The organism is Streptomyces zaehneri, from assembly GCF_032248645.1.
GTDB classification, from domain to species: domain Bacteria; phylum Actinomycetota; class Actinomycetes; order Streptomycetales; family Streptomycetaceae; genus Streptomyces; species Streptomyces coriariae.
On sequence record NZ_JASTTJ010000013.1, the window covers coordinates 81,641 to 104,621 of the forward strand.

At 71.4% G+C, this 22,981-nt stretch carries 24 protein-coding genes; 10 read left to right on the forward strand and 14 right to left on the reverse strand.

The genetic code is table 11. The features are described 5' to 3' along the window. Entirely contained in the window at positions 1–423 is a 423-nt protein-coding gene (hisI, locus tag QQM72_RS22095; RefSeq protein WP_314222591.1) for a phosphoribosyl-AMP cyclohydrolase, read from the reverse strand. Between the two features lie 139 nt (positions 424–562). Between hisI and QQM72_RS22100 the strand changes: the two genes are divergently transcribed. Further along, the gene (locus QQM72_RS22100) at positions 563–1,198 is read left to right on the forward strand and encodes a TIGR03085 family metal-binding protein (RefSeq protein ID WP_314222592.1); all 636 of its coding nucleotides are present in this window, start codon (positions 563–565) and stop codon (positions 1,196–1,198) included. 19 nt (positions 1,199–1,217) lie between these two features. Beyond that, positions 1,218–1,616, forward strand: coding sequence for a VOC family protein (locus QQM72_RS22105; protein WP_314222593.1), 399 nt, complete (start codon positions 1,218–1,220; stop codon positions 1,614–1,616). Positions 1,617–1,618: 2 nt separating this feature from the next. Here QQM72_RS22105 and hisF read toward each other — a convergent pair whose 3' ends face one another. The 8 genes from hisF to hisD are packed head-to-tail and all read right to left on the reverse strand — an operon-like array spanning position 1,619 to position 7,337. Beyond that, complete coding sequence (gene hisF, locus QQM72_RS22110) at positions 1,619–2,374, reverse strand: imidazole glycerol phosphate synthase subunit HisF (RefSeq protein WP_314222594.1); 756 nt, start codon at positions 2,372–2,374, stop codon at positions 1,619–1,621. Then, positions 2,371–2,769 (reverse strand): RidA family protein, encoded by a 399-nt coding sequence (locus tag QQM72_RS22115; protein WP_314222595.1) that lies wholly within the window; start codon positions 2,767–2,769, stop codon positions 2,371–2,373. The genes hisF and QQM72_RS22115 overlap by 4 nt, the downstream gene beginning before the upstream one ends. Continuing rightward, complete coding sequence (priA, locus tag QQM72_RS22120; protein ID WP_314222596.1) at positions 2,766–3,491, reverse strand: bifunctional 1-(5-phosphoribosyl)-5-((5-phosphoribosylamino)methylideneamino)imidazole-4-carboxamide isomerase/phosphoribosylanthranilate isomerase PriA; 726 nt, start codon at positions 3,489–3,491, stop codon at positions 2,766–2,768. The genes QQM72_RS22115 and priA overlap by 4 nt, the downstream gene beginning before the upstream one ends. Next, complete coding sequence (gene hisH / locus QQM72_RS22125) at positions 3,488–4,156, reverse strand: imidazole glycerol phosphate synthase subunit HisH (protein ID WP_314222597.1); 669 nt, start codon at positions 4,154–4,156, stop codon at positions 3,488–3,490. The genes priA and hisH overlap by 4 nt, the downstream gene beginning before the upstream one ends. Further along, positions 4,147–4,311, reverse strand: a complete 165-nt coding sequence (locus tag QQM72_RS22130) for a hypothetical protein (protein WP_020129896.1) — start codon at positions 4,309–4,311, stop codon at positions 4,147–4,149. Before QQM72_RS22130 ends, hisH begins: the two co-directional genes overlap by 10 nt. Positions 4,312–4,315: 4 nt before the next feature. Next, entirely contained in the window at positions 4,316–4,909 is a 594-nt protein-coding gene (gene hisB / locus QQM72_RS22135; RefSeq protein WP_314222598.1) for an imidazoleglycerol-phosphate dehydratase HisB, read from the reverse strand. Then, positions 4,906–6,015: a histidinol-phosphate transaminase gene (locus QQM72_RS22140; protein ID WP_314222599.1), complete on the reverse strand. Its 1,110-nt coding sequence runs from the start codon at positions 6,013–6,015 to the stop codon at positions 4,906–4,908. Before QQM72_RS22140 ends, hisB begins: the two co-directional genes overlap by 4 nt. Then, positions 6,012–7,337, reverse strand: a complete 1,326-nt coding sequence (gene hisD / locus QQM72_RS22145) for a histidinol dehydrogenase (protein ID WP_314222600.1) — start codon at positions 7,335–7,337, stop codon at positions 6,012–6,014. The genes QQM72_RS22140 and hisD overlap by 4 nt, the downstream gene beginning before the upstream one ends. Positions 7,338–7,504: 167 nt before the next feature. Here hisD and QQM72_RS22150 point away from each other — a divergent pair, with 167 nt between their 5' ends. The 4 genes from QQM72_RS22150 to ybaK all read left to right on the forward strand — a co-directional run bounded on the left by QQM72_RS22150 (position 7,505) and on the right by ybaK (position 11,527). Next, positions 7,505–9,094 (forward strand): oxidoreductase, encoded by a 1,590-nt coding sequence (locus tag QQM72_RS22150; RefSeq protein WP_314222601.1) that lies wholly within the window; start codon positions 7,505–7,507, stop codon positions 9,092–9,094. A gap of 125 nt (positions 9,095–9,219) precedes the next feature. Beyond that, positions 9,220–10,266 carry a hypothetical protein gene (locus QQM72_RS22155; protein ID WP_314222602.1) on the forward strand — a complete coding sequence of 349 codons (1,047 nt, stop codon included), beginning with the start codon at positions 9,220–9,222 and terminating at the stop codon, positions 10,264–10,266. Positions 10,267–10,277: 11 nt separating this feature from the next. Continuing rightward, positions 10,278–11,018, forward strand: coding sequence for an LON peptidase substrate-binding domain-containing protein (locus QQM72_RS22160; protein ID WP_314222603.1), 741 nt, complete (start codon positions 10,278–10,280; stop codon positions 11,016–11,018). An 8-nt stretch (positions 11,019–11,026) separates the two neighbouring features. Continuing rightward, a complete protein-coding gene (gene ybaK, locus QQM72_RS22165; RefSeq protein ID WP_314222604.1) occupies positions 11,027–11,527 on the forward strand; it encodes a Cys-tRNA(Pro) deacylase in 501 nt (166 codons plus the stop codon). A 105-nt stretch (positions 11,528–11,632) separates the two neighbouring features. On the opposite strand, the gene QQM72_RS22170 is transcribed toward ybaK, so the two are convergent. From QQM72_RS22170 to QQM72_RS22185, 4 genes are all read right to left on the reverse strand, one after another. Then, positions 11,633–12,322 carry a DUF2567 domain-containing protein gene (locus tag QQM72_RS22170; protein WP_314222605.1) on the reverse strand — a complete coding sequence of 230 codons (690 nt, stop codon included), beginning with the start codon at positions 12,320–12,322 and terminating at the stop codon, positions 11,633–11,635. Between the two features lie 34 nt (positions 12,323–12,356). Beyond that, on the reverse strand, positions 12,357–13,181 hold the full coding sequence (locus QQM72_RS22175; protein WP_314222606.1) for an ABC transporter permease: 825 nt from the start codon (positions 13,179–13,181) through the stop codon (positions 12,357–12,359). Positions 13,182–13,275: 94 nt separating this feature from the next. After that, the gene (locus tag QQM72_RS22180; protein ID WP_314222607.1) at positions 13,276–14,250 is read right to left on the reverse strand and encodes an ABC transporter ATP-binding protein; all 975 of its coding nucleotides are present in this window, start codon (positions 14,248–14,250) and stop codon (positions 13,276–13,278) included. Between the two features lie 107 nt (positions 14,251–14,357). Further along, positions 14,358–15,581 carry an NYN domain-containing protein gene (locus QQM72_RS22185; protein WP_314222608.1) on the reverse strand — a complete coding sequence of 408 codons (1,224 nt, stop codon included), beginning with the start codon at positions 15,579–15,581 and terminating at the stop codon, positions 14,358–14,360. 223 nt (positions 15,582–15,804) lie between these two features. Between QQM72_RS22185 and QQM72_RS22190 the strand changes: the two genes are divergently transcribed. Further along, complete coding sequence (locus QQM72_RS22190; protein WP_020129908.1) at positions 15,805–15,969, forward strand: hypothetical protein; 165 nt, start codon at positions 15,805–15,807, stop codon at positions 15,967–15,969. Between the two features lie 151 nt (positions 15,970–16,120). On the opposite strand, the gene dnaE is transcribed toward QQM72_RS22190, so the two are convergent. After that, complete coding sequence (gene dnaE, locus QQM72_RS22195) at positions 16,121–19,660, reverse strand: DNA polymerase III subunit alpha (RefSeq protein WP_314222609.1); 3,540 nt, start codon at positions 19,658–19,660, stop codon at positions 16,121–16,123. A 215-nt stretch (positions 19,661–19,875) separates the two neighbouring features. Between dnaE and QQM72_RS22200 the strand changes: the two genes are divergently transcribed. The 3 genes from QQM72_RS22200 to QQM72_RS22210 all read left to right on the forward strand — a co-directional run bounded on the left by QQM72_RS22200 (position 19,876) and on the right by QQM72_RS22210 (position 22,890). Then, the gene (locus QQM72_RS22200) at positions 19,876–21,201 is read left to right on the forward strand and encodes a DUF2252 domain-containing protein (protein WP_314222610.1); all 1,326 of its coding nucleotides are present in this window, start codon (positions 19,876–19,878) and stop codon (positions 21,199–21,201) included. Positions 21,202–21,269: 68 nt separating this feature from the next. Further along, positions 21,270–21,962 (forward strand): hypothetical protein, encoded by a 693-nt coding sequence (locus QQM72_RS22205; protein WP_314222611.1) that lies wholly within the window; start codon positions 21,270–21,272, stop codon positions 21,960–21,962. A 115-nt stretch (positions 21,963–22,077) separates the two neighbouring features. After that, complete coding sequence (locus QQM72_RS22210; RefSeq protein WP_314222612.1) at positions 22,078–22,890, forward strand: DsbA family protein; 813 nt, start codon at positions 22,078–22,080, stop codon at positions 22,888–22,890. Positions 22,891–22,981 lie beyond the last annotated feature (91 nt).

A 22,981-nucleotide genomic window follows, 5' to 3' on the forward strand; every position in this document is an offset into this window, starting at 1 on the left:
TTACTGATCCGTGGCGGGTACGCCGGAATCGGCGTTCTCGGCGGGCACGTCGCCGGAATCGGCGTTCTCGACCAGCACGTCGGCGTCGAAGCAGGTGCGCGCCCCGGTGTGGCAGGCGGCGCCGACCTGGTCGACCTTGACGAGCACCGTGTCGGCGTCGCAGTCGAGCGCCACGGACCTGACCCACTGGAAGTGTCCCGAGGTGTCGCCCTTGACCCAGTACTCCCGGCGGCTGCGCGACCAGTAGGTGCAGCGGCCGGTGGTGAGCGTGCGGTGCAGCGCCTCGTCGTCCATCCAGCCGAGCATGAGCACCTCACCGGTGTCGTACTGCTGGGCGATGGCGGGGACGAGCCCGTCGGCGCTGCGCTTGAGGCGCGCGGCGATACGGGGGTCGAGGTCGCTGGGCTGGGGCGTGCTGGTCATGTCCGCCATTGTGCCGCGCGCCACTGACGGTGACGGCCCGTGTCCACTGAATGGGAAGGAGCGGCGCGCGGCGACTCGGTGAGGGATGGTGGGCGGGCGACGGGTGGGCGGACCCCACGCGCGGTCGTAAGCTGACGGCATGTCGACTTTCGCCAAGCGTGAACGACTTCTTCTCGCCGACCTCCTGGAAACGGCGGGCCCCGAGGCCCCGACCCTCTGCGAGGGCTGGCAGACCCGGGACCTGGCGGCGCACGTGGTGGTGCGCGAGCGCCGCCCGGACGCCGCCGGGGGCATTCTGATCAAGCAGCTCGCGTCCCGCCTGGACAAGGTGATGGAGGAGTTCGCCGCCAGGCCCTACGAGGAGCTGATCCAGCTGATCCGCACGGGTCCGCCGCGCTTCTCGCCCTTCCAGCTCAAGCAGCTCGACGAGGCGTCCAACACGATCGAGTTCTACGTCCACACCGAGGACGTCCGCCGCGCCCGGCCGGACTGGACGCCGCGGGCGCTCGACCCGGTCTTCCAGGACGCCCTGTGGACCCGCCTGGAGCGCACCGCCCGCCTGATGGGCCGCGGCACCCCGACCGGCCTGGTGCTGCGGCGCCCGGACGGCCGCACCGCGGTCGCCAACCGGGGCACGCCGGTCGTGACGGCCACCGGGGAGCCGTCGGAGCTGCTGCTGTTCCTGTACGGCCGGCAGAGCGCCGCGGAGGTGGAACTGGACGGCGAGAAGGAAGCGATCACCAGGCTGCACGGCGGCAAGCAGCTCGGAATCTGAGAGGCATGAGAGGCCGCACATGATCAAGGTCGCCATGACGAGCGTGTACGTCGACGACGTCACGAAGGCCCACGCGTTCTACACCGGGGTCCTGGGGTTCGAGACGCGTCTGCACATGGACCTGGGCGAAGGCACGCTGTTCGTCACCGTGGGCGCGGCGCAAGGGGCCCAGCCGGATCTCCAGCTGTTGCTGGAGCCCGGCCACGGCCCCATCGCGGAGCCGTACCGGGCGGCCCTGCGGGAGGCGGGGCTGCCGTGCATCGTCTTCTCGGTCGACGACCTCGATGCGGAGTACGAGCGGCTGCGGGGGCTGGGTGTGCGTTTCACCCATCCCCCGCAGGACCAGGGCCCGGTCGTCGCGGCCGTCCTGGACGACACGGTCGGCAACTTCGTGCAGCTGACCCAGCCGAAGGGCTGAGTTCAGCGCACGGGGTGTCCGGTCTCCCGCAGCGCGTCCTTGACCTGGCCGATCCGCAGGTCGCCGAAGTGGAACACCGACGCGGCGAGCACCGCGTCCGCGCCCGCCTCGACGGCCGGCGGGAAGTCGGCGAGCTTGCCGGCGCCGCCGGAGGCGATCACCGGGACCGTCACGTGCTTGCGCACCGCGGCGATCATCTCCAGGTCGTATCCGTCCTTCGTGCCGTCCGCGTCCATCGAGTTGAGCAGGATCTCGCCGGCGCCCAGCTCGGCCGCGCGGTGCGCCCACTCGACGGCGTCGATGCCGGTGCCCCGGCGGCCGCCGTGCGTCGTCACCTCGAAGGTCCCCGCGGGGGTCCGCCGGGCGTCCACCGAGAGCACCAGCACCTGGCTGCCGAACCGCTCGGCGATCTCCTTGATCAGCTCCGGGCGGGCGATGGCGGCCGTGTTGACGCCCACCTTGTCCGCGCCGGCCCGCAGCAGCTTGTCGACGTCCTCGGGGGTGCGCACCCCGCCGCCCACCGTCAGCGGGATGAACACCTGCTCGGCGGTGCGGCGCACCACGTCGTAGGTCGTCTCGCGGTTGCCCGAGGAGGCGGTGATGTCCAGGAACGTCAGCTCATCGGCGCCCTCGGCGTCGTACACCTTGGCCATCTCGACGGGGTCGCCCGCGTCGCGCAGGTTCTGGAAGTTGACGCCCTTGACGACCCGGCCGTCGTCCACGTCCAGGCAGGGGATGACTCGTACGGCAAGGGTCATGCCGAGGACCCTCCTCGATAGGCCTCGACCTCGACCTCGACGACCAGGCTGGGGTCCACGAGGCCGGAGACGATGAGCATGGACGCGGCGGGCCGGACGGTCTCGAACAGCTCCTTGTGGGCGCGTCCGACGTCGTCCACGTCCCGCGCGTGGGTGAGGTACATGCGCGTGCGCACGACGTCGTCGCGCCCGAGTCCGAGCTGCTCCAGCGCCGCGAACGCGACGCCGAAGGCGTTGACCGTCTGCTCGTAGGGGCCGCCGCCGGCGATCTCGCCGTCCACGATCGATGTGCACCCGGAGACCAGCACCAGGCCGTTCGGCAGCTCCACCGCGCGGGAGTACCCGAAGGTCTCCTCCCAGGGCGCGCCGGTCGTGATGCGTCGTACCTCGCTCACCGGGCGACCGCCTCCAGCGCCTCTTCCAGGGTGAACGCCTCGGCGTACAGGGCCTTGCCGACGATGGAGCCCTCGACGCCGAGGGGCACCAGTTCGGCGATGGCCCGCAGGTCGTCGAGGGAGGACACGCCGCCCGAGGCCACGACCGGGCGGTCCGTCACGGCGCACACGTTCTTCAGGAGCTCCAGGTTCGGGCCCTGGAGCGTGCCGTCCTTGGCGATGTCGGTGACGACGTAGCGCGCGCAGCCCTCCTTGTCGAGACGGGCCAGCGTCTCGTAGAGGTCGCCGCCGTCGCGGGTCCAGCCGCGGCCGCGCAGGGTCGTGCCCCGTACGTCCAGGCCGACCGCGATCTTGTCGCCGTGCTCGGCGATGACCTCGGCGACCCACTCGGGGGTCTCCAGGGCGGCCGTGCCCAGGTTGACCCGGGTGCAGCCGGTGGCCAGGGCGGCGGCGAGGGTGTCGTCGTCGCGGATGCCGCCGGACAGCTCCACCTTGATGTCCATCGCGCCCGCCACCTCGGCGATCAGCGCGCGGTTGTCGCCGGTGCCGAACGCGGCGTCCAGGTCGACCAGGTGCAGCCACTCGGCGCCCGAGCGCTGCCAGGCGAGGGCGGCCTCGAGCGGGGAGCCGTAGGAGGTCTCGGTGCCCGACTCGCCGTGCACGAGGCGGACGGCCTGGCCGTCGCGGACGTCGACGGCGGGGAGGAGTTCGAGCTTGCTCACAGTGTTCCGATCCAGTTGGTGAGGAGCTGGGCTCCGGCGTCGCCGGACTTCTCGGGGTGGAACTGCGTGGCCCACAGGGCGCCGTTCTCCACGGCGGCCACGAACGGCTTGCCGTGCGTCGACCAGGTCACCTTCGGCGCCCGCAGCAGCGGGTTGTGCACGTCGAGGGACCAGTCCTGCACGGCGTAGGAGTGCACGAAGTAGAAGCGCGCGTCCGCGTCCAGTCCGGCGAACAGCTCGGAGTCGGCCGGGGCGTCGACGGTGTTCCAGCCCATGTGGGGCACGATCTCGGCCTGGAGCGGCTCGACCGCGCCGGGCCACTCGTCGAGGCCCTCGGTCTCCACGCCGTGCTCGATGCCCCGGGCGAAGAGGATCTGCATGCCGACGCAGATGCCCATCACGGGGCGCCCGCCGGACAGCCTGCGGCCGATGATCCAGTCGCCGCGGGCCTCCTTCAGGCCGCGCATGCAGGCGGCGAAGGCGCCGACGCCCGGCACCAGCAGCCCGTCGGCGTTCATGGCCGTGTCGAAGTCACGCGTGATCTCGACGTCGGCCCCGGTGCGCGCGAGGGCCCGCTCGGCGGAGCGGACGTTGCCGAAGCCGTAGTCGAAGACGACGACCTTCTTCGGGCTCTTCGCGTTCTTGGCTGCGGTGCTCAATTCCACACCTCCAGCCGCACGACGCCGGCGACGAGGCACATCGCGGCGCCGATCGAGAGCAGCACGATCAGGCTCTTCGGCATCTGTTGCTTGACGAAGGAGTAGATGCCGCCGACCAGGAAGAGGCCGACGACGATCAGGATGGTCGACAGTCCGCTCATGGTTCTACAGGGCGCCCTTCGTGGAGGGGAGGATGCCGGCCGCGCGCGGGTCGCGCTCGCAGGCGTAGCGCAGGGCCCGGGCCAGCGCCTTGAACTGGCACTCCACGATGTGGTGCGCGTTGCGCCCGTAGGGCACGTGCACGTGCAGCGCGATCTGCGCCTGGGCGACGAAGGACTCCAGGATGTGCCGGGTCATCGTGGTGTCGTACTCGCCGATCATCGGCGCCATCTTCTCGGGCTCGGTGTGCACGAGGTAGGGCCGGCCGGAGAGGTCGACGGTGACCTGGGCGAGGGACTCGTCCAGCGGGACCGTGCAGTTGCCGAACCGGTAGATGCCCACCTTGTCGCCGAGGGCCTGCCGGAAGGCGGCGCCGAGCGCGAGGGCGGTGTCCTCGATGGTGTGGTGGGAGTCGATGTGCAGGTCGCCGTCGGTCTTCACGGTCAGGTCGAACAGACCGTGCCGGCCGAGCTGGTCCAGCATGTGGTCGTAGAAGCCGACGCCGGTCGACACGTCGACCTTGCCGGTGCCGTCGAGGTTGATCTCGACGAGGACCGACGTCTCCTTCGTGGTGCGCTCTGTACGTCCTACGCGGTTCATGGCCTCTGCTCCTTCTTCACTTCACGGACCGCGTCGAGGAACGCGTCATTCTCTTCGGGGGTTCCGGCGGTGACCCGCAGCCAGCCGGGCACGCCGTTGTCCCGGACCAGGACGCCCCGGTCGAGGATCTGCCGCCAGACCGTGTGGGCGTCTTCGAACCGCCCGAACTGAACGAAGTTGGCGTCGGACGCCGTCACCTCGTAGCCGATCGCGAGCAGTTCGCGCACCAGCCGGTCGCGCTCCGACTTGAGCTGCTCGACGTACTTCAGCAGCGTGTCGGTGTGCTCCAGGGCGGCCAGCGCGGTCGCCTGGGTGACGGCCGACAGGTGGTACGGCAGCCGGACGAGCTGGACGGCGTCCACGACCGCCGGGTGCGCGGCGAGGTAGCCGAGGCGCAGGCCGGCCGCCCCGAAGGCCTTCGACATGGTGCGCGAGACGACGAGATTCGGCCGACCTTCGATCAGCGGCAGCAGGGAGTCGCCGTGGCTGAACTCGATGTACGCCTCGTCCACGACCACGATCGACGGCTTGGCCCGCTGCGCGGCCTCGTAGAGCGCGAGGACCGTCTCGGCCGGGACCGCGGTGCCGGTGGGGTTGTTGGGGGTGGTGATGAAGACGACGTCGGGCCGGCGCTCGGCGACGGCCTGCTCGGCGGCCGCCAGGTCGATGGTGAAGTCCTCGTTGCGAGGACCCGAGATCCAGCCGGTTCCCGTGCCGCGCGCGATGAGCCCGTGCATCGAGTACGACGGCTCGAAGCCGATCGCGGTGCGGCCCGGTCCGCCGAAGGTCTGGAGCAGCTGCTGGATGACCTCGTTGGAGCCGTTGGCGGCCCAGACGTTCGCCGGGCCGACCTCGTGCCCGGAGGTGTCCGTCAGGTACTGCGCGAGCCGCGTGCGCAGCTCCACGGCGTCCCGGTCCGGGTAGCGGTTGAGGTTGCGGGCCGCCTCGCGCACCCGCTCCGCGATCCGCTCGACGAGCGCCTCGGGCAGCGGGTAGGGGTTCTCGTTGGTGTTCAGCCGTACGGGGACGTCCAACTGGGGCGCGCCGTAAGGGGACTTGCCGCGCAGCTCGTCCCGTACGGGGAGATCGTCGATTCCGAAGTTCACTTGCTCGCCGGTACCTTCCACCCGAACCTCGCCTTGATCGCCGCGCCGTGCGCGGGCAGGTCCTCCGCCTCCGCCAGCGTCACCACGTGCTGCGCGACGTCGGCCAGCGCGTCCCGCGTGTAGTCGACGATGTGGATGCCCCGCAGGAAGGACTGCACGGACAGCCCGGAGGAGTGGCAGGCGCAGCCGCCCGTCGGCAGCACGTGGTTGGACCCGGCCGCGTAGTCGCCCAGGGACACCGGCGCCCAGGGGCCGACGAAGATCGCGCCCGCGTTCTTCACCCGGTCGGCCACGGCGGCCGCGTCGGCGGTCTGGATCTCCAGGTGCTCGGCGCCGTACGCGTCGACCACCCGCAGGCCCTCGTCGACGCCGTCGACCAGCACGATCGCGGACTGCCGGCCGGCGAGCGCCGGGACGATCCGGTCCTCGACGTGCTTGGTGGCCGCGACCTGCGGCTCCAGTTCCTTGGCGACCGCGTCCGCCAGCTCGACGGAGTCGGTGACCAGGACGGCGGCGGCGAGCGGATCGTGCTCGGCCTGGCTGATGAGGTCGGCGGCGACGTGCACCGGGTCGGCGCTGTCGTCGGCGAGGACCGCGATCTCGGTCGGGCCGGCCTCCGCGTCGATGCCGATCTTGCCGGCGAAGTAGCGCTTGGCGGCGGCGACCCAGATGTTGCCGGGGCCGGTGACCATGTTGGCGGGCGGGCAGGACTCGGTGCCGTACGCGAACATCGCGACGGCCGTGGCGCCGCCGGCCGCGTACACCTCGTCGACGCCGAGGAGGGCGCAGGCCGCGAGGATCGTGGGGTGCGGCAGGCCGCCGAACTCGGACTGGGCCGGGGAGGCGAGCGCGATGGACCCGACGCCGGCTTCCTGCGCCGGCACGACGTTCATGACCACGGAGGAGGGGTAGACCGACCGGCCGCCGGGCGCGTACAGCCCGACCCGCTCGACCGGCACCCACTTCTCGGTCACCGACCCACCGGGCACGACCTGGGTCGTGTGCGTCGTACGGCGCTGCTCCCGGTGGACGAGACGGGCGCGGCGGATGGACTCCTCCAGGGCCGCGCGGACGGCCGGGTCGAGCCGCTCGAGCGCGTCGGCGATCGCCGCCGCCGGCACGCGTACGGATTCGAGCCGCACCCCGTCGAACTTCTCGGCGAAGTCGATCAGCGCCGCGTCGCCCCGATGATGCACGGCCTCGCAGATCGGACGCACCTTCTCGAGGGCGGCCGAGACGTCGAAGTCGGCTCGGGGCAGCAGGTCGCGCAGGGCGGGTCCCTCGGGGAGGGCGTCGCCGCGCAGATCGATTCGGGAGATCACGCCGTCAATTCTCTCAGACCGGGATCGGGCGTCGTCCGCGCGTATCAATGGCTGATACAGAACGTGGCCGGAATCCGGAAGATCGGCTTCGGGTCTGGCGTTCGGGAGTCGCCCACCGGGCATGAACAGCCGTGCGAAATCTGTGCGTGACGAAGGGGGTGACGAGCGTGACCGAGGGGGCGGGCATTCGCGCGGGAGACCGTCCGGGCGATCTGCCGGACGACCTGACCGCCGCCGAGGCCGGCATGTGGCAGGCCTTCCGCAACGGCAGCGTGTACGACCTGAGCAGCGGGGACACGGTCGTCGACGACCCGCACGGCGGGCATCCGTGGGGCGCGTCGCGGACCGTGCGGGCGCGGATCGTCGCCTGGCTGCTGCTGGACGGACCACCCGCGCTGGCCGGCCGGGTCGCCTCGCTGAAGCTGGTGGGCGTGCAGGTCAGCGGCACCCTGGACCTCGCGGGCGGCACGGTGGTGCCGTACCTGGAGATGAAGCGCTGCCGGTTCGAGCGGGAGGTGCTGCTGCCCGAGGCGCGGTTCACCACCGTGCGGATGGTGGACTGCTCGGTGCCGCGTCTCGAGGCCGCCCGGGTGCACACCGAGGGCGATCTGCACCTCCCCCGCTGCCGCTTCCACAACGGCGTCCGGCTCACCGACGCGCACATCGGCACGGACCTGCTGCTCAACCAGGCGATCGTCTACCGCGACCGCAGCGGCCGCTCGATCGCCGCCGACGGCCTGACGGTCGGCCAGGACCTCCAGGCCGAGCTGCTCGAATCGCACGGCGAGCTGAGCCTGCGCAGCGCCAAGATCGGCGTGTCGCTGAGCCTGCGCGGCGCGCGGCTGGCCAATCCGTACACCCGGCTCGCGCTGAACGCGCCCCAGCTGACGGTGGAGCGCTCGCTCTACCTGACCCCGGCCGGTGTCGGCGGCCAGGCGCTGAGCGGCACGACACCCGCGCGCGGGACCCGCATCCAGCGCTTCGAGTGCCGGGGCGGGGTCCGGCTGGACGACGGGCGGTTCGGGGACGCCGTCGACCTGGAGCGGGCCCGGTTCGTGTTCACGGAGGACCAGGAGCTGTCGCTGCGCCGGGTGCAGACGCCCGAACTGCGCTTCCTCGGGGAGCGGCCGCCGCGCGGCAAGGTGGTGCTGTCGGGCGCCCGGGTGATCAACCTGGTGGACCGGGCGAGCGCGTGGCCGGGCCCCGGCAGTGTGCACATGGGCGGCTTCGCGTACGAGAACCTGGTGCCCCAGGGCCCGTTCCCGCTGGCCGAGCGGCTGCGCTGGGTGGCCGCGGCGACCGCCGAGTACGCCCCGGAGCCGTACGAACGGCTGGCCACCGTGCTGCGGGCCGGCGGGGAGGACGAGGACGCCCGCGAGGTACTGCTGGCCAAGCAGCGGCGGCGCCGTGAGACCCTGCCGCCGGCCGCGAAGCTCTGGGGCTACGTCCAGGACTGGACGGTCGCCTACGGGTACCGGCCGGGCCGCGCGGCGGTGTGGATGGCGGTGCTGTGGGCGGCGAGCTCGCTGGCCTTCGCGCACGCCGCGCATCCGCCCGTCGACCGCGACGGACACCCGCCCTGGAATCCCGCCCTCTTCGCCCTCGACCTGCTGCTGCCGGTCATCGACCTCGGACAGGTCGGCGAGTGGCAGCTGCGCGGCGGCTGGCAGTGGCTGTCGTCGGCGCTGATCCTGCTGGGCTGGATCCTGGCGACGACGGTCGCGGCGGGGGCCACGCGGCTGCTGCGCCGGGGATGACCGGTGGACAGCGGGCTCAGACACCGTGACCCACAGTCACCTTTTACCGCTCCTTGACCGTACGGTGTACAACTTTCGTGAAGGTGCCGGAACCCTCTGGCGCAATCTGAACCTGCGGCTTTTCAATGGGCCACACCATGGCTCTGCTGCCCCCGTTCATCCGCGCCTCCCGGACATCCCGGACGGCACGGAACGCCGCCGCCCCCCACAGCGCCGCCGGGCTCCCCGCCGACGACGAGGTGCTCCTCGACGTGCCCGACGACCGGCTCGGTCCCGCCCTGGTCGCCGCCGGACTGGGCGCCTACGCGCCCGCCGCGCAGCTCATGGCCCAGACCCGGGAACGGGCCGAGTGGGAGTACCGGGACCGGTACGCCACCCGGCTGGCGTCCTTCGCGCACTCCCGGCCGGAGTGGTTCGAGGAGTGGCGCGCCGCCGCCCCGCGCGACCCGGACGTGCTGCTCGTCGCCGCCCAGCTCGCGGTGCACCGGGCCTGGCGCTCACCGGCCAGGGCCGAGCTGCTGCGCGAGGTGAGCCCGCTGATCACGGCCGCCGCGCAGAGCGACGTCCGCGACCCGGTGCCGTGGCGGATCGCCCTTGACCACGCACGCGGCACCCGCGCCGGACACAAGTACTTCGGCGAACTGTGGACGGCCGCGGTCCGCCGCGCCCCGCACCACTACGGCTGCCATGTCGCCGCCAAGCGCTACCTCGCCGAGTCGTGGCACGGCTCCCACCGGGAGTGCTTCGACTTCGCCGACCGTGCCGCGCAGGACGCGCCGGCCGGCTCCCTCGTCCAGGCGCTGCCGACGCGGGCCGCTTTCGCGTACCTGACCGACGGCTGCGGGCCCGAGGTACCGCGCGAGCGGCTGGACGCGGCGGCCGACCGCGCCATCGCGCTCTCCGCCCGTTTCCCGTCCGTCGACCCGTGGCCGGCCGAGATCCGCAATGTGCTGACGTACGTCCTGGTCCGCCTGGACCGCCACGACGACGCCCTCGCGCAACTGCGCCTGATCGGCCCCTACGCCACGTCCTTCCCCTGGGGCCGGCTGTCGGACGACCCGCTCGGCCACTTCCTGGCGGTACGCGAGGAAGTGCGCTCGGGGCCGTCCGAGCGGCCCCCCTGGCGTCCAGGGATCGGGCACGGCGAACGAGCCCGCTCCACGGACCACTAGGCTTCAGCGTCGTGACCACCGTCCGTCTGCCGCTCTTCCCCCTGAACTCGGCGTTGTTCCCGGGGCTCGTGCTCCCGCTCAACGTCTTCGAGGAGCGCTATCGCGCCATGATGCGCGACCTGTTGAAGACCCCCGAGGACGAATCACGCCGGTTCGCCGTCGTGGCGATCCGCGACGGCCATGAGATGGCGCCCAGCTCCCACGGCCTGCCCGACCGGACCGCGCTGCCCGAGCGCGGCCCCGCGGCCGGCTTCGGCGACGCCCCGCTCAAGGCGTTCCACGACGTCGGCTGTGTGGCCGACGCGGCGACGATCCGCGAGCGCGCCGACGGCACCTTCGAGGTGCTGGCGACGGGCACGACCCGCGTGAAGCTGCTGTCGGTGGACGCGTCGGGCCCGTTCCTGACCGCCGAGCTCCAGGAACTCCCCGAGAACCCGGGCGACGAGGCGGGCGCCCTCGCGGAAGGCGTGCTGCGCGCCTTCCGCCAGTACCAGAAGCGCCTGGCGGGCGCCCGCGAGCGCTCACTGACCACCGGCGCGGATCTCCCGGACGACCCGTCGGTGGTGTCGTACCTGGTGGCGGCCGCGATGATGCTGGACACCCCCACCAAGCAGCGCCTGCTCCAGGCCCCCGACACGGCCTCCCGCCTGCGGGACGAGCTGACGCTGCTGCGCGCGGAGACGGCGATCATCCGCAGCCTGCCCTCGCTGCCCGCGTCGGACCTGACGCGCGGCCCGACGAGTCTCAACTGAAGGCCCGCATGGCGAAGAAGCCGAAGAAGCAACAGTCCGCGGGCACGCCCGCGACGGTGGCCCTGACGGCGGCGGGCGTGGACTTCACGGTCCACGCCTACGACCACGACCCGAGCCACCCGTCCTACGGCGAGGAGGCGGCCGAGGCGATGGGCGTCTCCCCCGACCGGGTCTTCAAGACCCTGGTCGCGGACGTGGACGGCGCCCTGACGGTGGCCGTGGTCCCGGTGGCCGGCTCCCTGGACCTGAAGGCCCTGGCGTCGGCGGCGGGCGGAAAACGGGCGGCGATGGCCGACCCGACCCTCGCGGAACGCACCACGGGCTACGTCCGGGGCGGCATCTCCCCCCTGGGCCAGCGCAAGAAGCTCCCCACCGTCCTGGACGCCTCGGCCTCGGCCCACCCCACGATCTGCGTCTCGGCGGGCCGCAGGGGCCTGGAGGTGGAGCTCTCCCCGGCGGACCTGGCCAGGCTCACCGAAGCGGTACAGGCCCCGATCGCCCGCCCCTGACAGCCCGTCCGGCGTTCGAGGAGAGGCCGTCCAGGCCGAAGGGGTCTGGGGGCGCAGCCCCCGGGAACGGGACGGGAAGGGGCGGCGGGGGCCAGAAGAGCCCCGCTAGCCCATCGGCGCCCCGTACCCGTCCTTGGGCACGCCCATATGCGCCTGATACGGATCGGGATCCCGAGGCCCGAACAGCGCCGTGAGCCCCAGATGCACCAGCGCCGCGGCGAACGACCACGCCAGCAACGCCCCCTTCGCGCCGAGCTTCAGCGGAGCCGAGAACGTGACCCCCTTGCCCGCGGACCGCGCATGCGCGATCACATCGGAGTCGGGCCCCAGCCACACCCCCAGCCGCCACGCCAGCAACGATCCGAGGAACCCCCCGACGGCGAGGGCGATCACCAGCGGGACTCCGCCGCGCCGCCGCCACAGGAACACGGCCGCGGCGCTCACGGCCCCGCACGCCAGGGCCAGCAGCGTGAACGTTCCGTCCACGCCGATCGCCTGCTCCCCCTCGGTGTCCTTGAAGTAGACGACCCAACTGTCGTCCACCAGCTCACCGACGAGCGGCACCTTGGGCGCCAGCCACACCCACAGCAGCCCGAGCAGCGCTCCGGCGACCGCGACCGCCACCGTGATGACGGCGGCTTCGCGCAGTTCGGTCTTCATGCCGGGCCCGTCCTGTCCGTACGCGACGTCATGGGGCGCGGTGGCCACCCCCGCGTACCCGCCGGGCGGCGGAGGCCAGGCCGTGTGCGAGGAGGGTTCGTGCGGCGGCGGAGGCGGAGTCAGCGGTGCGGTCACTCTGACATCGTGCCAGGCGCGTCTGTGCCGCGCGTCACCGGACGGCGGCCCGGCGGTACGCCCAGGTGGCGACGGCCAGCGAAACGACGCCGACCCCGGCGCACACGGCGAGGTCGGCGAGGACGAACGCCCAGTCGGGACTCGCCCCGAAGGTCCGGGCGAACGCCTCCACCCCGTACGTCGACGGCAGCAGATCGCGGGCGAAGCGCACCGCCTCCGGCATCCGGTCCGGCGGCAGCACGCCCAGCAGCAGCGCCGCCGACATGCCGAGCTGCCCCAGCACGGTGGCCAGCTCCGGCCGCGGCGCGAGCAGCCCGAAGGCCGCGCCGAGTCCGGACAGGGCGGCGCCGGCCAGCGGGATCACGGCCGCGAGGATCCACAGATGGGTGAGCGGCAGCCCGAACAGCACGCATCCGAAGACCGCGGTCACCAGGGTCCCCGGCACGGTGAAGGACGCGTACGCGCCCGCCGCCCCGAGCACCACGGCCGCGGGCGGCACCGGAAGGGTCGCGTAGTGGTCCAGCCCGCCGCTCGCCCGCAGCTGTCCGAAGTACTGCGCGAGCAGGTTCAGCGCGACGAACGCGACGACGAGGACAGCGGAGCCCGCCACCACGGCCTCCGCCTCGCGGCCCCCGTCCACCACCCCCCGCATCATGATCAGGATGCCGACCGACTGGAAGGTCGCCACGAACAGCAGCGGGATGCGGGCCACCCGGGCCCGGGACAGCTGGGCCCGGTACACGGCCGCCAGCGACGGCCACAACCGCGCGCGGGGGGCCAGCTCGGCGGCGGCGCGGGGCGCCGTCTGCGTGGCGGCCCGGGTGCTTCCCGGCAGAACCTCGGCGGGTACGACACTCACGTGACGTTGCTCCTCTTCCCTACGGTTCCCCTACCGTCCCATACGGGGCTGGAGGCTCGCTCGCTCACCTCGGCGCCCCGCGCTCGCGCCGCCCTCAAGCCCGCACCAGCCCCTGCCGTGCCGCCCCGCCCAGCGCCAGATAGACGTCCTCCAGGCTCGGTGTGGCCAGCGTGAAGTCGTCCAGGGCGGCGAAGGCGGCTCCGCCGGTGACGGTGGCGACGACCGCGCGGGCCTCGTCGGGCGCCAGCCGCAGGGTCCAGCGGCGGCCCGACTCCACGGCCCGCTCGCGCAGCGCGGCGACCTCGGGCACGTCCAGCGGCGCCCGCTCGCGCCACACCAGTTCGACCCGCACCTCGTCGGCGACCTGCTCCTTGAGCCCTGTGGGGGTGTCACAGGCGATGACCCGGCCCTGGTCGATGACGGCGACCCGGTCGAGGACGGTCTCCGCCTCGATGACGTTGTGGGTGACGAGCAGCACGGTCGTCCCGCGCTCGGCCCGCCGCCGGTCCACGGAGGCCCACACGGCCCGCCGTGCCACCGGATCCATCCCGGTGGTCGGTTCGTCCAGCACGAGCAGGGGGCGCTCCCCCACCAGCACGGCGGCGAAGCAGGCCAGCCGGCGCTGTCCGCCGGACAGCTTGCGCAGCGGCCGTCCGGCGATCGGCGTGAGACCCAGCTCGTCGAGGACGGCGTCCCGCTCCCGGCGCGCCGCGCGCACGTCGAGGCCGCGCAGCCGGCCGGTGGTCTCGGCGGCCAGCGAGACGGTGAGGTCGTCGAGGGCGGAGGACTCCTGCCCGAGGTAGGCGAGGATCCGCGCGGCCCGCTCGGGGTGGCGCACGATGTCGTGCCCGAGGATCTCCACGCTGCCCGAGTCGGGCCGCATGAGCCCGGTCATCTGCCGTACCAGGGTGGTCTTCCCGGCGCCGTTCGGCCCGAGCAGCCCGAAGATCTCACCGCGCCGGATGTCCAGCCGTACGTCGTCGGTCGCCCGGACCTCGGGGGTCGCGGGAGTGCCGCGCCGGCCACGGACCGCCGGATAGGTCTTGGTCAGCCCGCGCACGGCACACACGACCTCGTCCCTGTGCCGAATGGGCGGTGCCGCGCGCGTACTCACAAGGGACGAGACTACGGGGTCACGGACCCTGGCTCGCCGTCGGGGCGTGCCGGGCGGCCGGTTCAGTCCCCGGCCGGAGCGTGCTCGGCGGCCGTCCGTACGTCGATCTCGCGCCAGAATCCCGCCCGGATGGCGTACCGGTCGTGTTCGTCGATCTGGTCGTCCTTGTGGGCCAGCAGTCCGAAGCGGGCCGCGTACCTCAGCAGCTCGCCGTCGATGCGGTGCGGGATCCGCGGGTACATGCCCGACAGCTTCTGGAGCTGCCCCTGCTCGCCGAGGCGCGCCATCCACCGGCGGGCGAAGACCTGCCCCACCTCGTACGGGTCGCCGCCGACGGTGGTGATGTCCTCCTCGCGGTCGGCCCACCGCTGCTCCGCGGTGGTGAGCTGCGCGAGCGTCGGCATCGCGGCGACCTCGGCGGGCTCGGCGGGGTTCCCGGGACGGTCGACCCAGCCCTTGTCGGAGGACCAGCGCAGGGTCGCCGTGGTGGGGTGCTGGACCGCCTGGGCGCCCGGTGTGCGCAGGGCGGCCAGGTCCTTGGGGGTCGGCACGCCTCCCTTGGGCGCGGGGACGCGCTCCTCGGCGCCGTTCTCGGAGGCGCCGGCCGCGGAGGCGTGCTCGGTCTCCTCGGCGCTCCGCTCGGAGGGGCGGGCGAGGCCGGAGTCGGGCAGCGGCGCGGAGAGGATCGCGGCGATCTCGGGCCGGGGCGCGGGCGGCGACGCGCAGGTGCCGCCGACCTCCTTCGCGCGTACGGCCTTGGTGATCCAGACGCGGTCCAGGACGCGCCGTTCGTCGGCCTCGGCGACCAGGTCCTCGGACTGGTTGTAGTCGCCGTCGGCGGCCTGGACGGCCCACAGGTGGACGGCGACGCCGTGCTCCTTGGCGGCCATCATGCCGGGCAGCAGATCGCCGTCGCCGGTGACGAGGACCACGTCGGAGCAGGCGCGGTTGCGGGCCAGCTCGGTCAGCTCGGCGTGCATGGCGGCGTCGACGCCCTTCTGGGCCCAGCGGCCGTCGCTGCGGGTGAGCGCGCCGAGCCGGACGGTGACCCGGGGCATCACGCGCAGTCTGCGGTGTTCGGGCTGGGGGACGCGGTCGGGGGCGCCGTCGAACCAGTAGATGCGCAGCAGCGGCCGCTCGGTCTCGGACTCGGCCTGTTCGCGCAGGCCCTGGACGAGGGCGGAGTGGTCGACGGTGATCTTCGATCGCGAGGGCTCTCCGGCGAGGAGGCTGGCGGCGGCCCCCAGCAGATACCCGGCGTCCACCAGGACGATGCAACGGTCCACACGACTCACCCTCTTTCCGGGAGGTTTGCATCGGGCTTTCTTCGAGTCTGCCCGACCACGCGGAGGTTAACGGCCGGAACTCGATCTTCGGCGTGGCGTTTCGAGGGCTTGCGCTCCGACAAACCCTGTTACAGAAGGTAATTATCCGAAATGCGTTGTAAGTCAGCCTATGTGAGTCTGGTCCCGTCGATGGCCCCCAGCTCCCCCCAGGAGGCAGATCACCATGGCCAAGAACAAGAAACAGGAACGTAAACAGCCGCAGTCCGAGCGTGGTCAGCAGGCGGCGCAGCAGTCGTCGATGGAGTCGCAGGCCGAGCAGCGCATCGCACAGGTGACGCCGGCCGACGTCGCCCGCAAGGGCCGGCAGAAGCGCTTCGGCCACAACTGACACCCGGGCGACGGGCCGTTGCGGCTCGCACGCACCGAGGGGCGCATCCGTCACCGGATGCGCCCCTCGTGGTTTTCTTCCCTCGTCGTCTCCCCGGTGTCCCGGGTCGGCCTCCCGTGATCTCCCGCGGTGTCCCGCTCTTCTGCCGCGCTCAGCCGGCCAGGCAGGCCGGGCCGAGCAGCACCTTCAGATCACCGAACAGCGCGGGGTCGGGCTTGACCCGGTGCCGGTCCAGCCGCAGGACGGTCGTCTTGGTCGGGCCCTGGAGCCTGATCCGGACCTCGCTGTCACCCCGGTGGTGAGTGAGGATCTCCCCCAGGCGGTTGATCATCGGCGGGGTGACCCGGGTGGCCGGGATGGTGAGGATCACGGGGGCGTTGGTGCCCGCGTTCGACAGGTCGGGGACCTGGAGCTCCATGGCGACGAGCCGCGGCACGTCCTCCCGCTTGTCGAGGCGGCCCTTGACGAAGACGACGGCGTCCTCGACGAGTTGGGTCGACACGAGCTGGTAGGTCGCCGGGAAGAACATGCACTCGATGGAGCCCGCGAGGTCCTCGACGGTGGCGATCGCCCAGGCGTTGCCCTGCTTGGTCATCTTCCGCTGGAGACCGGAGATGATGCCGCCGATGGTGACGACCGCGCCGTCCGCGTGCTCACCGCCGGTGAGCTGGGCGATGCCCGCGTCGGCCTTGTCGGACAGCACGTGCTCCAGGCCGAAGAGCGGGTGGTCGGAGACGTACAGACCGAGCATCTCCCGCTCCTGGGCGAGCAGATACGTCTTCTCCCACTCGTCGGTGGTGAACTCGACGTCGAGTCCGAAGCCGGGCTCGCTCGTCTCCTCCTCGCCCATGCCGCCGAAGAGGTCGAACTGGCCCTCGGCCTCCTTGCGCTTGACCGCGACCACGTTGTCGATCATCGGCTCGAAGTGCGCGGTGAGGCCCTTGCGGGTGTGCCCCAGGGTGTCGAACGCGCCCGCCTTGATCAGTGACTCCGTGGTGCGCTTGTTGCACGCGACCGCCTCGACCTTGTCGAGGTAGTCGGGGAAGGAGCCGTACTTGCCCTTGGCCTTGCGGCTCCTGATGATCGACTCGACCACGTTGGTGCCGACGTTGCGCACGGCTTCGAGGCCGAAGAGGATCACGTCGTCGCCCTGCGCGGCGAAGTTGTGCACCGACTCGTTGACGTTCGGCGGGAGCACCTTGATGCCCATGCGCCGGCACTCGTTGAGGTAGACGGCCGACTTGTCCTTGTCGTCCTTGACCGAGGTGAGCAGTCCGGCCATGTACTCGGCGGGGTGGTTCGCCTTCAGATAGGCGGTCCAGTACGAGACCAGGCCGTACGCGGCGGAGTGCGCCTTGTTGAAGGCGTAGCCGGCGAAGGGGACCAGCACGTCCCACAGGGCCTTGATCGCCTCGTCGCTGTAGCCCTTCTTCTTGGCGCCCTCCTGGAAGAGGACGAAGTTCTTCGCCAGCTCGTCGGGCTTCTTCTTGCCCATCACGCGGCGCAGGATGTCGGCCTCGCCGAGCGAGTACCCGGCGATGATCTGGGCGGCCTTCTGCACCTGCTCCTGGTAGACGATCAGGCCGTAGGTGACCGCCAGGACCTCTTCGAGCGGCTCCTCGAGCTCCTTGTGGATCGGGGTGATCTCCTGGAGCTTGTTCTTGCGGAGCGCGTAGTTGGTGTGCGAGTCCATGCCCATCGGGCCGGGACGGTAGAGCGCCGAGACGGCGGAGATGTCTTCGAAGTTGTCGGGCTTCATCAGGCGCAGCAGCGAGCGCATGGGGCCGCCGTCGAACTGGAAGACGCCGAGGGTCTCACCGCGCTGGAGGAGTTCGAAGGTCTTCGGATCGTCGAGCGGCAGGGCCAGCAGGTCGAGGTCGATGCCCTTGTTGGACTTCACCATCTTGACGGCGTCGTCCATGATCGTCAGGTTGCGCAGGCCGAGGAAGTCCATCTTCAGCAGGCCGAGCGACTCGCACTGCGGGTAGTCCCACTGGGTGATGGTCACGCCGTCCGTGTGCCGCACCCAGATCGGTGCGTGGTCGACGATGGGTTCGCTGGACATGATCACGCCGGCCGCGTGCACACCCATCTGCCGGACCAGGCCCTCGACGCCCTTGGCGGTGTCGATGACCTTCTTGACGTCCGGCTCGTTCTCGTACATCGCGCGGATCTCGCCCGCCTCGCTGTAACGCGGGTGCGAGGGGTCGGTGATGCCGTTGAGGTCGATGCCCTTGCCCAGGACGTCGGCGGGCATGGCCTTGGTGAGGCGGTCGCCCATCGCGTACGGGTAGCCCAGCACGCGCGCGGAGTCCTTGATGGCGTTCTTCGCCTTGATCTTGCCGTAGGTGCCGATCATGGCGACCTTGTCGGCGCCGTACTTCTCGGTCACGTACCGGATCACCTCGACGCGCCTGCGCTCGTCGAAGTCGATGTCGACATCGGGCATGGAGACGCGCTCGGGGTTGAGGAACCGCTCGAAGATCAGGCCGTGCGGGATCGGGTCGAGGTCGGTGATGCCCATCGCGTAGGCGACGATCGAGCCGGCCGCGGAGCCACGCCCCGGGCCGACCGCGATGCCCTGGTTCTTCGCCCACATGATGAAGTCGGCGACGACGAGGAAGTAGCCCGGGAACCCCATCTGGATGATGACGTCCATCTCGTACTCGACCTGCTTCTGCCGGTCGTCGGGGACGCCGCCCGGGAAGCGGCGGTCCATGCCCCGGCGGACCTCCTCCTTGAACCAGCTGACCTCGGTGAAGCCGTCGGGGATGTCGAACTTCGGCATGAGGTTCTTCGCCTCGAACATGCCGGTGGTGTCGATCTGCTCGGCCACCAGGAGCGTGTTGGCGCAGCCCTCCTGCCAGGCGTCCGAGGAGTCGATGGCGTACATCTCGTCCGTGGACTTCAGGTAGTAGCCGGTGCCGTCGAAGCGGAAGCGGTCCGGGTCCGAGAGGTTCTTGCCGGTCTGGATGCACAGCAGCGCGTCGTGCGCGGTCGCCTCGTGCGCGTACGTGTAGTGCGAGTCGTTGGTGACCAGCGGGGGGATGCCGAGCTTCTTGCCGATCTCCAGGAGGCCGTCGCGGACCCGGCTCTCGATCTCGATGCCGTGGTCCATCAGCTCCAGGAAGTACCGGTCCTTGCCGAAGATGTCCTGGTAGTCGGCGGCCGCCTTCAGCGCCTCCTCCTTCTGGCCGAGGCGCAACCGGGTCTGGAGCTCGCCGGAGGGACAGCCGGTGGAGGCGATGAGGCCCTCGGACCACTGGGAGATCGTCTCCTTGTCCATCCGGGGCCACTTCTGGAGCCAGCCCTCGGCGTACGCGTCCGAGGAGAGCCGGAAGAGGTTGTGCAGGCCCGTCGCGTTGGCCGCCCAGATCGTCTTGTGGGTGTAGCCGCCGGAACCGGAGACGTCGTCGCGCTTCTGGTGCGGCTGGCCCCACTGGATCTTGCGCTTGTTGCGCCTCGACTCGGGGGCGACATACGCCTCGATCCCGATGATCGGGGTGACTCCGGCCTTCTTCGCGGTGTGGAAGAAGTCGTACGCCCCGTGCAGGTTGCCGTGGTCGGACATGGCGATGTGGGTCATGCCCATCTCGTTGCACGCGTCGAACATGTCCTTCAGCCGCGCGGCACCGTCCAGCAGCGAGTACTGGGTGTGGACGTGCAGGTGCGTGAACGGCGGCTTTGACACGGCTGCGGCCTCCAAGGGAAACAAACGGCAACGGGTGTCCCACCGGTTACGGACGGATCGGGGGACAGCGTCGAAGTCTATGCCTCGCGACTGACACCCGGGCTCGTTCCCCACGTACCTTCACGGGTGAGGCCGCGGGCACTTTCGCCCGGCCCCGCCCGTTGGATGCGACAGAAACGCTGTCGTACATGTCATGCACCAGGAGGCACCCAGCGATGTCGGTTCCGCAGCTCAACGACGAGCACCGCGGCGAGGAGATCCTCGCCGTCTTCGACACCGCGTTCGGCGAGCTCCTGGCCGCCGACCCGGCCGCGTTCCGGGTGAAGTTCCGGAAGATGGCGGCCTCGGCGTTCGCGTTCTACCGCGGCACCGCGGGCCTCTTCTACCACGACCTCGACGCCGAGAAGCGGGGCGGCCCGTTCCTCGACGAGCGCACCTCGCGCGTGTGGATCCACGGCGACCTGCACGCGGAGAACTTCGGCACGTACATGGACGCGACCGGCCGGCTGATCTTCAACGTCAACGACTTCGACGAGGCGTACGTCGGCCCCTTCACCTGGGACCTGAAGCGCCTCTCCGCCTCCATCGCCCTCATCGGGTACGCGAAGGCGCTCAGCGACGAGCAGATCAGCGAGCTGGTGGAGGTGTACGCGGGCGCGTACCGGGAGCGGATCCACGCGCTGGCCACCGGCGCCAAGAGCGACGAGGTGCCGCCCTTCACCCTGGACACCGCGCAGGGCCCGCTGCTCGACGCGCTGCGCGACGCCCGCTCGCTGACCCGCTTCGGGCTGCTGGACTCGATGACGGAGATCCGTGACTTCGAGCGCCGCTTCGCGCCGGGCGGCGGCTCCATCGAGCTGGACGCGGCCACCCGCTACAAGGTGCTCGCGGCCTTCGACGGCTACCTGGAGACCCTTCCGGAGACCTCCCTGGCCCGCCCGGACTCCTACCGCGTGAAGGACGTCGTCGGCCGCCGGGGCATCGGCATCGGCTCGGCCGGTCTGCCGTCGTACAACATCCTCCTCGAGGGCCACAGCGACGCCCTGGAGAACGACGTCGTGATCTACATCAAGCAGGCCCAGACGCCGGCCGTCTCCCGGCACATCACGGACCCGGCGATCCGCGACTACTTCCAGCACGAGGGCCACCGCACGGTGATCTCCCAGCGCGCCCTCCAGCAGCACGCCGACCCGTGGCTGGGCTGGACCGAGCTGGGCGGCGCGGGACAGCTGGTCGCCGAGGTCTCGCCGTACGCGGTCGACCTGGACTGGGGCGACATCGACGACCCGGAGGAGATCGCGGGCGTCGTCGCCGACCTGGGCCGGGCCACGGCCACGATGCACGCGGCGGCGGACGACACCTCCGGCGAGTCCCTGGTGCCCTTCTCCACCGAGCGGGCCATCGACGCGGCGATCGCGGCCGACGAGGACGGCTTCGCGCCGCTGCTGGTCGACTTCGCGCACACGTACGGCGCACGCGCGCGTACCGACCACCAGATCTTCGTCGACCTGTTCCGCAACGGCCGGATCCCAGGTCTCTGACGGTCCGCCTTCTCACAGGGACCCTTTAGGGGTCTCCTACAGGAGCACGTGACACACTCTCCTCCGCTATGGACATATCCGGGACCCGCCTCAGAGCCGTACGCGCGGCGCTGTTCACGGCATGCGTCGTGACGCTCAGCACCGCGTCGCACGTGCTGCTGTCCCGGGCCCCGCTGCCGCTCAACACGGTGGCCGCCGTCGCGGCCGCCGTGTTCGCCCTCGCGTACGTCCTCGCCGGCCGCGAGTGCGGCTTCGGGCGGATCGCCGCCCTGCTGATCCCGCTGGAGCTGGCGGCCGACACCGTCTTCACCACCGGCCAGCACGTCTGCTACGGCCGGGCCGGCGGCCCGGTCGCCGGCCCGCTGGCCTCGGTCGGCTGGGACGTGCTGTGCGGCGACGGCACACCCGTCGGCACCCCGCTGGCCCAGGTCACCGGCACCGACACCGACCAGCTGGGCGGGCTCCTCGCCCACCCCGACCCCGCCGCCGCGTGGCTGCTGCTCGGCGCGCACGTCTGCGTCGGCCTGATCGCGGCCGCCTGGCTGCGCCGGGGCGAGCGGGCGCTGGCCCAGCTGCTGCGGGCCGCGACCGCGACGACCTTCCGGCCGCTGCTGCTGGCCGTCGCCGCCGTGACCGTGCGACGCGCCCCGGCGGCCCGCCGCCTGCCCCGGCCCGTCCGCCGCTCGACCACCGTCCGCGAGCGGATCCTCGTGCACTCCCTGGGACGGCGTGGACCGCCGTGCTCGCCCGCCGCGGCCTGAACAGACCCTCAACGTCTGCGCAGGCCCAGGCACCCCGGGCACCACTTCAGTCCCTCAGTCCCCACACGAACTTCCGCGTACGCCGTGTGCGTGCGCGTCCCCTTTGGAGAACACCATGAGCAAGCGGAACAGCGCGGCGGCGAAGACGGCGGCCCGGGAGCGGCTGCGCATCGAGCGCGAGCGCGAGGCCAAGCGGGCCAAGGTCAAGCGGCAGATCATCGTCGCCTGCTCGGTCGTCGGCGTGCTCGCGACAGCCGGCGGCATAGGTTACGCGGTCGTCCAGGCCAACAAGCCCGGCTACTGGGAGGACGCGGCCAAGGCCAAGCTGGTCGCGCCGGCCAACACGAGCGGCAAGAACGGCACGACGGTCGTCATGGGCAAGGCGAGCGCCAAGAAGACGCTCGTGATGTACGAGGACCCGCGCTGCCCGATCTGCGCCTCGTTCGAGCAGACCGTCGGCGCCACGGTGAAGAGCGACTACGACGCCGGCAAGTTCAAGCTCCAGTACGTGGGCGCGACCTTCCTCGACGACAGCCTGACCGGCGAGGGCTCCAAGAACGCGCTCAGCGCCCTGGGCGCCGCGCTCAACGTCAGCCCCGAGGCGTTCCTCGAGTACAAGACCGCGCTGTACTCGGCGAAGTACCACCCCGAGGAGACCGAGGACAAGTTCAAGGACGACTCCTACCTGATCAAGGTGGCGGACACGGTCTCGGCGCTGAAGGGCAACGCCAAGTTCCAGAGCGCCGTGAAGAACGGCACCTACGACCGGTGGGCGCTGGAGATGTCCAAGACGTTCGACAAGAGCGGTGTCTCGGGCACCCCGACGCTGAAGATGGACGGCAAGACGCTGACCGGCTCCGACGGTAAGAACGCCCCGATGACGGTCGCCGACTTCACCACGGCGGTCGACGCGGCTCTCAAGGGCTGACCGGCTTCTGATCCGACACTCCGAGGAAGAGCGGGCGAACTTTTGGGAGTTCGCCCGCTCTTCTGTCGTACTGGCCAGTAATCTGATCGCC